This is a genomic window from Kitasatospora paranensis, assembly GCF_039544005.1.
Lineage (GTDB): Bacteria > Actinomycetota > Actinomycetes > Streptomycetales > Streptomycetaceae > Kitasatospora > Kitasatospora paranensis.
Map to the genome: position 1 here is coordinate 2326664 of NZ_BAABKV010000001.1, position 12646 is coordinate 2339309.

A 12646-nucleotide genomic window follows, 5' to 3' on the forward strand; every position below is an offset into this window, starting at 1 on the left:
GGGCGGGTGTATGGCGTGGTGGGGGTTGAAGCGGGCCGATGAGTGGCTTACTTCAGGGCGTGATTTAACGTGTGAGAAAAGCTGGCGTCAAGAGGATGTGCAGCGATAGATTCACTGCAGGAGGGAGTACCGATGGCAGAGCGAGGCAAGCAGACGGTCCGCGACCTGCGGCGCAACAGCAGATCGACCCTTTTGCAACGGTTGTATTTCGAAGGACCGCTCAGCAGGCAGGAGTTGGGCCGGATCACCGGTCTGAGCGCCGGATCGGTCAGCAACGTGGTGGGCGAACTGCTCGCGGACGGGCTGGTCGAGGAGTGCGGATCGGTCGAATCGGACGGCGGCCGGCCGCGGATCCTGCTCAGGGTGCCGCCCGGCCGGGCCCACCTGGTCGGCGTGGACGTCGGCGAGACACAGGTCAGGGTCGCGCTCTTCGACCTCGGCCTGACCGAACTCGCCGCCAGCGACCACCCGTTGTCGGACAGCGGCCACGACGTGGACCACGTGGTGGAGCTGATCCGCACCGGGCTGACCGACGTGCTGGCCGCCTCCGGCACCGACCCGGCGACGGTGCTCGGCGTGGGCGTGGGCGTGCCCGGCATCGTCGAACAGGGCGACCCGGCCGAGCACGGGCTCGGCATCGTGGTGCACAGCCAGACCGTCGACTGGGACGCCGTCCCGCTGGGCCGCCTGCTGCGGGCCGGCACCGACCTGCCGCTCTACGTCGACAACGGCGCCAAGACGCTCGGCCAGGCCGAGATGTGGTTCGGCGCGGGCCGCGGCGCCCGGCACGCGGTGGTCGCCCTGTTCGGCTCCGGCGTGGGCGCCTGCGTGATCGCCGACGGCGCCCGCTTCCGCGGCGCCACCAGCAGCGCGGGCGAGTGGGGCCACACCAAGGTGCACGTCGGCGGCCGGCTGTGCCGGTGCGGCTCACGCGGCTGCCTGGAGGCCTACGTGGGCGCGGAGGCCCTGGTCGAACGCTGGGGACGGGCCCCCGAGGGCTCCAGCGAGAAGGCCGGGCTGGCCGCCCTGCTGGCCGCCGCCGAGGCGGGCGAGAGCGACGCCGTCGAACTGCTCACCGAGGCCGCCGAGTACTTCGGCGCGGCGATCGCCGACCTGATCAACCTGTTCAATCCCGAACGGATCGTGATCGGCGGCTGGGCCGGCCTGATGCTCGGCCCGCGGCTGCTGCCCGACATCCGGTCCGCCGCCACCTCGTACGCGCTGCGCTTCCCCCGGGCGCAGACCTCGATCGAGCTCGGGCGGCTCGGGCCGGACGCGGTCACCGTCGGCGCGGCGACGCTCCCGCTGTGGCACTTCCTCGAATCCGGCGGCGATCTTCCGCAGCGCCTGGCGGCCCCCACCGCACTCCTGCGCTGACCCTGCATCACCCCGTACGACCTGCGGAAACCCGCCCGCCACCGGCCCTGGCGGCGGGTCAACCAGAGCCCAGGGCAAGCCGGTTGATCCGTACCGGAACTCCGGTCGCAGGACTTGACACCCACGATCGGAGCCCCCGAGACTCCTGCCGGGGGAGCGCTCTCCCGAGCTCGGCCGAACGATCGGCGAGGCTCCGACCCCACTCCGTCCGGCGCCCCTGCGCCGCGCCGGCCCGGCTGTTCGGGCCGGTCCCCCGCCGACGCCCCGACCGTCGCGCCCCCACCCACCCCCACCCACCCCATCGCAGGAGAAGCCCGTGAGGCTCACTTCAGCACGCCCCGGTACCCGGGTCGGCCGCCGCGGATCGGCCGCCCTGCTGGGCATGGCCCTGCTCTCGGGCGCCGTCCTGGCGCTCCCCGGCACCGCCGCCCACGCCGCCGACACCCTGATCTCGCAGGGCAGGACGGTCACCGCCTCGTCCGTCGAGAACGGCGGCACCCCGGCCGCCTACGCGGTCGACGGCGACACCGGCACCCGCTGGTCCTCGGCCGCGACCGACCAGCAGTGGATCCAGGTCGACCTCGGCCAGTCCGCATCGATCAGCAAGGTCGTCCTCCAGTGGGAGGCCGCCTACGGCAAGGCCTACCAGATCCAGACCTCCGCCGACGGCGTGGCCTGGACGACGGTCTACTCCACCACCACCGGCGCCGGCGGCACCGAGACCCTGAACGTGACCGGCAGCGGCCGGTACGTCCGGATGAACGGCGTCGCCCGGGCCACCGGATACGGCTACTCCCTCTGGGAGTTCCAGGTCTTCGGGTCCTTCACCGGCTCCACCCCGTCCTGCGGCACCACCAACGCCGCCCAGGGCGGGACCGCCACCGCCTCCTCCACCGAGAACGCGGGCACCCCGGCCTCCGCCGCCGTCGACGGCAACACCGGCACCCGCTGGTCCTCCGCCGCCGCCGACCCGCAGTGGCTGCAGGTCGACCTCGGCTCCGTCCAGCAGCTCTGCCAGGTGACCCTGAACTGGGAGGCCGCCTACGGCAAGGCGTACCAGATCCAGTCGTCCAACGACGGCACCACCTGGACGACGCTGTACTCCACCACCACCGGCGCCGGCGGCAACGAGACCCTGAACGTGGCCGGCTCCGGCCGCTACGTCCGGCTGTACGGCACCCAGCGCGGCACCGGATACGGCTACTCCCTCTGGGAGTTCGGCGTGCACACCGGCGGCGGCAGCGGCACCCCGTCGCCGTCCCCTCCCCCACCTCCACCGTTCCGCCGGTGCAGGGCGGCGGCGACCTCGGCCCGAACGTGCTGGTCTTCGACCCGTCGACGCCCAACATCCAGGCCACCGTGGACCAGGTCTTCGCCAAGCAGGAGTCGAACCAGTTCGGCACCGACCGGTACGCGCTGCTGTTCAAGCCCGGCACGTACAACAACATCAACGCCCAGATCGGCTTCTACACCTCGATCGCGGGCCTGGGCCTGAACCCGGACGACACCACCTTCAACGGCGACGTCACCGTCGACGCGGGCTGGATGCAGGGCAACGCCACCCAGAACTTCTGGCGCTCCGCGGAGAACCTGCACCTCAAGCCGGTCAGCGGCACCGACCGCTGGGCCGTCGCGCAGGCCGCGCCGTTCCGCCGGATGCACGTCGAGGGCGGCCTCAACCTCGCCCCGTCCGGCTACGGCTGGGCCTCCGGCGGCTACATCGCCGACTCGAAGATCGACGGCCAGGTCGGCAACTACTCGCAGCAGCAGTGGTACACCCGCGACAGCTCCATCGGCGGGTTCTCCAACGGCGTGTGGAACCAGGTGTTCTCCGGCGTCCAGGGCGCGCCCGCCCAGGGCTTCCCGAACCCGCCGTACACCACCCTGGACACCACCCCGGTCTCCCAGGAGAAGCCGTTCCTGTACCTGGACGGCAGCGACTACAAGGTGTTCGTGCCCGCCAAGCGCACCAACGCCCGCGGCACCTCCTGGGGCAACGGCACCCCGCAGGGCAGCTCGCTCCCGCTGAGCCAGTTCTACGTGGTCAAGGCCGGCGCCACCGCGGCCACCATCAACCAGGCGCTCGCCCAGGGCCTGAACCTGCTCTTCACCCCCGGCGTCTACCACGTCGACCAGAGCATCAACATCACCCGCCCGGACACCGTGGTGCTCGGCCTCGGCCTCGCCACCGTCATCCCGGACAACGGCGTGACCGCGATGAAGGTCGCCGACGTCGACGGCGTCAAGGTCGCCGGCCTGCTGCTGGACGCCGGCACCGTCAACTCCCCGTCGCTGCTGCAGGTGGGAGGCTCCGGCCCGGGCGCCGACCACACCAACGACCCGACCGTCATCCAGGACGTCTTCGTCCGCGTCGGCGGCGCGGGCGCCGGCAAGACCACCGCCGGCATGGTGATCAACAGCAACAACACGATCATCGACCACACCTGGATCTGGCGCGCCGACCACGGCGCGGGCGTCGGCTGGGACGTCAACGCCTCCGACTACGGCATGCTCGTCGGCGGCAACAACGTCCTGGCGACCGGCCTGTTCGTCGAGCACTTCAAGAAGTACGACGTCGAGTGGTCCGGCAACGGCGGCAAGACGATCTTCTTCCAGAACGAGATCGCCTACGACGCCCCGAACCAGGCCGCCGTCCAGAACGGCGCCACCAAGGGCTTCGCCGCCTACAAGGTCGACAACAACGTCACCAGCCACGAGGCCTGGGGCCTGGGCAGCTACTGCTACTTCAACGTCGACCCGACCATCGTCGTGGACCACGGCTTCGAGGTGCCCAACACCCCGAACGTCAAGCTGCACGACATCCTGGTCAACTCGCTCGGCGGCAACGGCCAGTTCAACCACGTGGTGAACGACACCGGCGCCGCGACCTCCGGCACCTCCACCACCCCGTCGAACGTCGTCTCCTACCCGTGACGACCGGCTGACCACGGCTGACGCACCACCGTGACACGGCCGCCCCCCGGCTCCGGGGGCGGCTGCGGCACGGGCGCCCAGGGCGCGGCGGCTCAGGCTGCCGGTTGCCCCGTGCCCTCGGTGTCGATGTGCGGCAGGATCCGGTCCAGCCAGCGCGGCGTCCACCAGGCGCGCGGGCCCAGCACGGTCATCACCGCCGGCACCATCAGCAGCCGGACGACCGTGGCGTCGATCAGCACGCTGAAGGCCAGACCGAGCCCGAGCATCTTCACCACCACGTTGTCGCTGACCACGAACGCCGCGAACACGCTGAACATGATGAGCGCGGCACAGGTGATCACCCGCGCGGTGATCTCCAGCGCGTGCGCCACGGCCTCCTTGGCGTCGCCCGTGCGCACCCACGCCTCGTGCACCCGGGAGAGCAGGAACACCTCGTAGTCCATGCTCAGGCCGAAGACGATGGCGAACATCATCATCGGCACATAGCTCTCGATCGGCACCTTGCCGTTCACCCCGAGCTGCGGCCCGCCCCAGCCCCACTGGAAGACGGCCACCACCACGCCGTACGAGGCGGCGATCGACAGCAGGTTGAGCACCGCCGCCTTCACCGCCACCAGCAGGCCGCGGAAGACCGCCAGGATGATCAGGAAGGCCAGGCCGACCACCACCGCGATGATGATCGGGAGCCGTCTGGAGACGATCTCCAGGAAGTCCACCTGGGCCGCGGTCGTGCCGGTGACGTACGCGGTGGCCGCGGTGCCCGCCACGGCCTTCGGCAGGGCGGTGTCGTGCAGGGTGTTCACCAGGTCGGTGGTCTGCCTGTCCTGCGGACGGGTGGTCGGGATCACCTGCGAGACCAGCACGTTCCCGTTGCCGGCGGCCTGCGGCGGGCTGACCGACGCGGTGTTCGGCAGCCCGGTGAGGGCCTGCTGCGTGCTGGCCTGGAGCGCCGCCCGGTCGCCCGAGGGCACGTTCGTCTGGTCGATCACCACCGTCAGCGGGCCGTTGGAACCCGGTCCGAACGCGTCCGACATCAGGTCGAAGGCCCGCCGGTCGGTGAAGCTCGTCGGATCCGCCCCGTCGTCGATGTGCCCCAGCTGGATCGAGAACAGCGGGATCGCCAGGATCCCGACCACGATCACGCCGCCCGTCAGGAACCACCACGGCCGGCGCTCCACCCGCTGCGCGTACCGGTGCCAGGTGCCCTTCGCCTCCGCCGCGGGGTCGGCGGAGGTCTCGGCGACCGGCGTCCGCACGTGGTACCGGTCGATGCGCCGTCCGACGATCCCCAGCAGCGCGGGCACGAGGGTCAGCGCGCCCAGCACCGCGGTCACCACGGTGATGCCCGCCGCGAGACCCAGCTTGGAGATGAACGAGACGCCCGACGCGGACAGGCCGCTCAGCGCGATGACCACCGTGCAGCCGGAGACCAGCACCGCCCGGCCGCTGGTCGATGTCGCGTGCCCGGCCGCCTCCGCCGGGTCGGCGCCGTCCATGATGTCCTGCCGGTAGCGGGTCAGCAGGAACAGTGCGTAGTCGATGCCCACGCCGAGGCCGATCATGGTGGCGAGCGTCGGTGACACGGTCGCGAAGGTCAGCGCGGCCGCCAGCAGACCGAGCAGCCCGAGCCCGACGATCACCGCGATCAGGGCCGTGACCAGCGGCATCACGGCCGCAATGATGCTGCCGAAGCCGACCAGCAGCACGACGATCGCCACCAGGAAGCCGATCGCCTCACTCGAACGGTCGTCGGCCTTCGGCCTGGCCGCCTCGCCGAGCGGGCCGCCGTACTCCACCTGCACCCCGGCCTGGGTCAGCGGGGCGACGGCGGCGTAGACCTGGTTCAGGTAGTCCGGGCCGAGCGCGGCCGGGGTGGTGTCGAACTTCACCGAGATGTACGCCGTCGTCCCCGACGTGGAGATCGGCCCGGTCGGCGACGGCTGGGCCTGCAGCGGGTTCTGCGCGGACAGCACGTGCGGCAGGTGCTGGAGGTTGGTGACGGCCTGCCCGACCTGGTTCTGGAAGCCGGTCAGCGACTGGGCGTCGTGCAGCACGATCTGCGAGCCGGTGCCGCCCGCCGCCGGGTCGTTCGCCTGGAGGACGTCCGCCCCCTTCTGCGACTGGCTGCCCGGCAGCGAGAAGTTGTCGGAGAAGTCCCCGCCGAAGGCGCGGTTCAGCACCTGCACCCCGCCGACGGCCACCAGCCACAGGACGAGGACCAGGACGCCGTGCCGGGCGCACCAGGTGCCCAGTCTGCGCAGGGCGCCCGGCTTGGCCGGACGGGTGGCGGAAGCCCCGCCGGGGCTCGGTGCGGACGGCATGAACGTCTCCCCGGGGGACCAGGCCCGCCCGCACCGCGGTGGCGGGGGGCACGCCATCGGCTGACGGCTGCTCAGAGCGTAGGCAGGCACCCTGCCGCTCGGGCCGGCCGACACACCGCCTGTCCTCCTGGTGGCGGCACCCCGGAGCGGCGGGGCGTTGCCCGCCCGGGGCGGTGCGTGCACCGTCTGTGCGGAACCTGGGGGTCGTCTGAGTGGATTCTGGCAGTCAACTACGATCGCCTTGTGTTCAGCCTTACGGGACTTCCCCTGCGCGTCATCGCCGTCGTGCTCGCCGTCGGCGCCTTCGCCGCCACCATGTGGCTGTGGCCCCGGCTCGCCGGCGCCGGGTGGCGGGCCTGGCTCGGCCGGCTGAGCGCCTTCCTCGGGACGCAGCTGGCGGTGCTCGCCGCGCTCGGCCTGGTGGCCAACGCGTACTTCGGCTTCTACAGCACCTGGGGCGACCTGCTGGGCACCGGTGGCGGGCCGGGCATGGTGGTCGACCACCAGCCGGCGGGCAAGGCGCTGTCGGTCACCGGGCAGCAGAAGGTGTACTCCTCGCAGGGGTCCGCCCCCGACCGCTCGGGCTCCATCGAGCAGGTCCGCATCCAGGGCGAGTCCACCGGCCTGATCGGCTCGCCCGCCTACGTGTACCTGCCGCCGCAGTACTTCCAGCCCGGCTACGCGCACGCCCGGTTCCCGATGATGCTGGTGCTCTCCGGCTACCCTGGCTCGGCGGAGAAGCTGATCTCCCTGCTGGAGTACCCGGCGTCCACGCTGAAGGCGATCCAGGCCGGGCAGATGCCGCCGACCGTGCTGCTGATGATGCGGCCGACGGTGGACAGCAACCGGGACACCGAGTGCATGGACATCCCGGGCGGCCCGCAGGTCGAGACGTTCTTCACCAAGGACGTGCCGCAGGCGATGGCCTCCCGCTACCGGGTGCTGGACCGGGCGGACGCCCGGGCGGCGGTCGGCGACTCGACCGGTGGCTACTGCGCGCTGAAGTTCGCCCTGCGCAAGCCCGACAGCTACCGCTCGGCGATCTCGCTCTCCGGCTACTACAGCACCTCGAACGACCCCACCACCGGCGACCTGTTCGGCGGCAAGCCCGCGCTGAAGCGGGAGAACGACCTGCTGTGGCGGCTGAAGAACCTGCCGCCCGAGCCGGTCTCGCTGCTGCTGGCCACCAGCCTCGACGAGAAGAACTACCCGGCGACCCAGAAGATGATCGCGGCGTTCCGGGCGCCCACCCAGCTGTCCACCATCACCCTGGACACCGGCGGCCACAACTTCCGCACCTGGACACGCGAGATCCCGCCCGCCCTGGAGTGGCTCGGCAAGCGGCTGGCCCCGCCCCAGCAGCCCGGCGGGGCCGGCCCCGGCGCAGGCCCGACCACCGCGCCCCCGGTGCCCGGCGCCTCCTGACGCCTGCCCCGAACGGCCCGAACGGGCCCGCTCCCGGCGGGCCGGTCACCGGCGGTGACAGAACACACCCCGCTCATACCCGGCTCTCATCAACCTTTCAGCCCGGGCGGGGAGCGTATCGCCCATGACCGAGACCAGTTCCGTCCCTCCGACCAGTGTCGCGTGGCCCGAGGCCGCGGATTATCCGCCGCCGGCGGCGCCGGCCGCGCCGGCCACGGTCGATCCGATCTTCCCGCCGGCCGCGCTGCCGCCGACGGGACCCAAGGGCCCGTCCTCGTGGGCGGGCCGCCTGCGCACCCTCCCCGGCCGGGCCCGGCGCGGCCGCGAGGACGACCCGCAGTGGGTGCGCCCGGCGTTCCTCGCCCTGCTGGCGGCCACCGCGGTGCTGTACTTCTGGAACCTCAGCGCCTCCGGCTACGCCAACTCCTTCTACTCGGCCGCCGTCCAGGCCGGCTCGCAGAGCTGGAAGGCCTTCTTCTACGGCTCCTCCGACGCGGCGAACTTCATCACCGTCGACAAGCCGCCGATGTCGCTGTGGCCGATGGCGCTGTCGGTGCGGCTCTTCGGGCTGAGCTCGGCGAGCATCCTCGCGCCGCAGGTGCTGATGGCGGTGGGCACGGTGGCGACCGTGTACGCGGCGGTGCGCCGCCGCTTCTCGCCGGTCGGCGGGCTGGTGGCCGGTGCGGCGCTGGCGCTGACCCCGGTGGCGGCGCTGATGTTCCGGTTCAACAACCCGGACGCGCTGCTGGTGCTGCTGCTCACGCTGGCCGCGTACGGGGTGCTGCGGGCGACCGAGACCGCGAGCACCCGGTGGCTGCTCTTCACCGGCGTGATGTTCGGCTTCGGCTTCCTGACCAAGACCCTGCAGGCCTTCCTGGTGCTGCCGGCCTTCGCGCTGGTGTACCTGGTGGTGGCGCCGACCGGGCTGGGGCGCCGGGTGCGGCAGCTGCTGTGGGGGACGCTGGCGATGGTGGCCGCGGCCGGCTGGTGGGTGGCGGTCGTGGAGCTCGTCCCGGCGTCGGCCCGCCCCTACATCGGCGGATCGCAGGACAACGACTTCCTCTCCGTGACCTTCGGCTACAACGGCTTCGGCCGGCTCACCGGCAACGAGACCGGCAGTGTCGGCGGTGGCGGCGGCCGCGGCGGCAACGGCGGCGGCATGTGGGGCTCCACCGGCATCACCCGGCTGTTCGACGGCGACATCGGCGGCCAGATCGCCTGGCTGATGCCGGCTGCGCTGATCCTGCTGGTGGTCGGCCTGTGGGCGACCCGCCGTTACCCGCGCACCGACAGCGCCCGGGCGGCGTTCCTGGTCTGGGGCGGCTGGCTGCTCTGCACCGGCCTGACCTTCAGCTTCATGTCGGGCATCTTCCACCAGTACTACACGGTGGCGCTCGTCCCGGCGGTGGCCGCACTGGTCGGCATGGGCACCGACGGCCTGTGGCGGGCGCGCCACCGGCTGCCGTACGCGGCGCTGCTGGGCGGCACGGTCGCGGTGACCGCGGTCTGGGCGTTCGTGCTGCTGGGCCGCAGCTCCACCTTCCTGCCGTGGCTGCGCTGGGCGGTGCTGATCGGCGGGATCGTCGCCGGTGCGGCGCTGCCGGCGGTCGGCCGGATCGGCGGACGCACGGGCGGCCGGCTGGCCGCGGTGGCCGGGCTGGCGGCGCTGGCCGCCACCCTGGGCGGCCCGACGGCGTACGCGCTGGACACCGTGTCGACCGGGCACTCCGGTTCGATCGTGACGGCCGGACCGCAGGTGCAGGGCTCCAACGGCTTCGGCGGGCCGGGCGGCGGGCGCGGCGGCTTCCGCGGCCAGATGCCGGGCGGCGCGAACGGGTTCCCCGGCATGCGCGGAGCCACGGGCAACGGCGGGGCGGGCAACGGCGGGGCGGCCAACGGCTTCCCCGGGACGAACGGCACGACCGGCCAGGGCGGTGCCCCTGGTGGCGGCGGCCAGGGCGGCTTCCCCGGGACGACCGGCCAGGGCGGCACCGGCGGGTTCCGCGAGGGCCGTGCGGGCGGCATGGGCGGCGGCATGGGCGGCCTGCTCGACGGCGCCCGGGTCAGCAGCGAGCTGGCGGCCCTGCTGAAGCAGGACGCGGGCAGCTACACCTGGGTGGCCGCGGCCGTCGGCTCGCAGAACCAGGCCAGCTACCAGCTGGCCACCGGTGAGCCGGTGATGGCGCTCGGCGGCTTCAACGGCACCGACCCGTCGCTGAGCCTGAGCGCCTTCCAGCAGTACGTGAAGGAGGGCAAGGTGCACTGGTTCATCGGCGGCGGCGGCTTCGGCGGCGGCGGTGGCGGCGGGATGGGCGGCTCGTCCGACTCCACGCAGATCTCCACCTGGGTCGCGGCGAACTTCACCGCCAAGACGGTCGGCAGCGCCACCGTCTACGACCTGACCGCTCCCAAGACGGCCGGCACCACCGGCTGACGCACCACCGCACCGAGCCGTCCGGCCCGCCGAGTCTCCCCTCGGCGGGCCGGACGCGTGTCCGGGACGGGACGGTCAGGCGCACTGCTGCAGCATGGCCTGCTTGTCGGCGGGCGTGACCGGCAGGTCGTACTTGAGGGAGACCTGGGCGAACCGGACGACGTAGGCGCAGCGGATCCGCGCGTCGGCGGGCAGCCACTCGGCGGGGCCGGAGTCGCCCTTGGCGGCGTTCTGCGAGCCGTCGGCGGGGATGAGGTTGAGCGGGTCGTTGGCGATCCGGACCCGCTTGGCCTTGTCCCACTTCGCGGCGCCCTGCTGCCAGTCGTAGGAGAGCGGCATCACGTGGTCGATCTGGATCTTCGTGGCCTGGGCCTTCGTCCACTGCACGTTCTTGCCGGTGTAGGGGTCGTGGATGGTCATCGAGGTGACGGTGCAGGCGGAGCCGTCCTTGTGCTGGACGGAGCGGCCGTCACGGGCGAGCAGGTCGTTACGGGTGTCGCAGTTGTTGTGGCCGAGCGGGGTGCCGTCGACGTTGTCCGTCCAGGCCGGGCCGAACTGGTCCCGGTCGTAGCCGGTCTTGGGGCCGGCGGCGGCGGTGCGGACCTTCGCGACGAGCGCCCGGCCGGCGGCGCGGTCGGCCGCGGAGGTGAGCGGGGCGAGGCCGGGGCGGGTGCCGTCGGGGTTCTGCAGGGGGCTGGTGCCGAGTGCGGCGGAGGGCGCAGCGGCGTCGGTGGAGGCGGACTTGCCGCTGCTGCAGCCGGTCAGGACGAGGGCGGGCAGCAGGGCGACGGACAGGACGGCGGTACGGCGGGCGCGCACGGGTTCTCCCCGAGGGTGTGGCTGGTGACGGCGCACCAGCAGACCAGGGGGTTCATGCCGGGTCAAGTACGGTTCGGTCGCGCACCGCGGCATCCGGCCGGGGCGCCCGGGGCGGGCGGTCGGTCGTCAGCCGCCGATCGCGGACATCGGGCGGTCGGGGCGGACGAAGTCGGCCGTGCCGATGGCGTGGCCGGGTCCCTTGCGGGCGACGGTGACCCGCCAGGCGGCCTCGATCCGGTCGTCGTCGGAGCCGTCGCGCAGCAGCGCCCGCAGGTCGGACTCGGTGGTGGCGAACAGGCAGTTGCGCAGTTGCCCGTCGGCGGTCAGCCGGACGCGGTCGCAGCCGCCGCAGAAGGGGCGGGTGACGGAGGCGATGACGCCGACCACGGTGTCGGTGCCGGCGATCCGCCACTCCTCGGCGGGGGCGTTGGCGTGCCGGCCGACCGGGACGAGGCGGTGGCGGCGGCCGAGGACGTCGAGGATCTCGTCGGCGGTGATCATGCGGTCGCGTTCCCAGGCGCCCTGGGCGTCCAGCGGCATCGACTCGATGAAGCGCATCCGGTACCCGTGCCGGGCGGCGAAGTCGACGAGGTCGACGAGTTCGTCGTCGTTGACGCCGCGGACGGGAACGGCGTTGATCTTGACCGGGTCGAGGCCGGCGGCCCTGGCCGCGGCCAGGCCGGCGAACACGTCGTGGATGCGGTCGCGGCGGGTGATCTCGGCGTACCGCTCGGGGCGCAGGGTGTCGAGGCTGACGTTGACCCGGTGCAGCCCGGCAGCCTTGAGGTCGGCGGCGGTGCGGGCCAGGCCGATGCCGTTGGTGGTGAGGGAGAGCTCGGGGCCGAGGGCGGCGAGTTCGGCGATCAGGCCGGGCAGGCCGCGCCGCAGCAGCGGTTCGCCGCCGGTGAGGCGCAGCGTGCGGATGCCGAGGCGGGTGACGGCGATCCGGGCCAGCCTCAGCAGTTCCGCGTCGGTGAGCAGCTCGGGTTTGGGCAGCCAGGAGAGGCCTTCGGCAGGCATGCAGTAGGTGCAGCGCAGGTTGCAGCGGTCGGTGAGGGAGATCCGCAGGTCGGTGTGGATCCGGCCGTAGCGGTCGACCAGGGGTGAGCCGTGCGGCTGCTCGGTACGGGGTGCCAGTCGTGCCATGGACCAAGTACAAGGGGGCCGGAGCGTCCGGGGCCAGCGGCCGAAGCACCGGGGTGCGGCGCTGACCTGCGGCGTCCCCTCGTACGATCGCACAGCTGTCGGGGCCGGGCGAGGGTCGGGAGACTGGGGGCATGACGGATCCGGGCGTGGCGGCGGTGGTGCTGGCGGCGGGGGCGGGCGGCGCCTCGGC

At 72.7% G+C, this 12646-nt stretch carries 6 protein-coding genes and 1 pseudogene; 4 read left to right on the forward strand and 3 right to left on the reverse strand.

Annotated features, from left to right (window positions below):
- The first annotated feature begins 132 nt into the window (after window positions 1-132).
- Both ABEB13_RS11570 and ABEB13_RS11575 read left to right on the forward strand, forming a co-directional pair.
- The gene (locus ABEB13_RS11570) at window positions 133-1377 is read left to right on the forward strand and encodes an ROK family transcriptional regulator (protein ID WP_345705442.1); all 1245 of its coding nucleotides are present in this window, start codon (window positions 133-135) and stop codon (window positions 1375-1377) included.
- Window positions 1378-1759: 382 nt separating this feature from the next.
- Window positions 1760-4311, forward strand: a pseudogene (locus ABEB13_RS11575) (discoidin domain-containing protein).
- Between the two features lie 92 nt (window positions 4312-4403).
- Here the strand turns inward: ABEB13_RS11575 and ABEB13_RS11580 are convergent.
- Window positions 4404-6632: an MMPL family transporter gene (locus ABEB13_RS11580; RefSeq protein WP_345705443.1), complete on the reverse strand. Its 2229-nt coding sequence runs from the start codon at window positions 6630-6632 to the stop codon at window positions 4404-4406.
- 243 nt (window positions 6633-6875) lie between these two features.
- Between ABEB13_RS11580 and ABEB13_RS11585 the strand changes: the two genes are divergently transcribed.
- Together ABEB13_RS11585 and ABEB13_RS11590 are read left to right on the forward strand one after the other, a co-directional pair.
- Complete coding sequence (locus tag ABEB13_RS11585) at window positions 6876-8057, forward strand: alpha/beta hydrolase (protein ID WP_345705444.1); 1182 nt, start codon at window positions 6876-6878, stop codon at window positions 8055-8057.
- 124 nt (window positions 8058-8181) lie between these two features.
- The gene (locus tag ABEB13_RS11590; protein ID WP_345705445.1) at window positions 8182-10491 is read left to right on the forward strand and encodes an ArnT family glycosyltransferase; all 2310 of its coding nucleotides are present in this window, start codon (window positions 8182-8184) and stop codon (window positions 10489-10491) included.
- Window positions 10492-10566: 75 nt separating this feature from the next.
- On the opposite strand, the gene ABEB13_RS11595 is transcribed toward ABEB13_RS11590, so the two are convergent.
- Window positions 10567-11310: an HNH endonuclease family protein gene (locus ABEB13_RS11595; RefSeq protein ID WP_345705446.1), complete on the reverse strand. Its 744-nt coding sequence runs from the start codon at window positions 11308-11310 to the stop codon at window positions 10567-10569.
- Window positions 11311-11436: 126 nt separating this feature from the next.
- A complete protein-coding gene (gene moaA / locus ABEB13_RS11600; protein ID WP_345705447.1) occupies window positions 11437-12456 on the reverse strand; it encodes a GTP 3',8-cyclase MoaA in 1020 nt (339 codons plus the stop codon).
- Window positions 12457-12646: the final 190 nt, after the last annotated feature.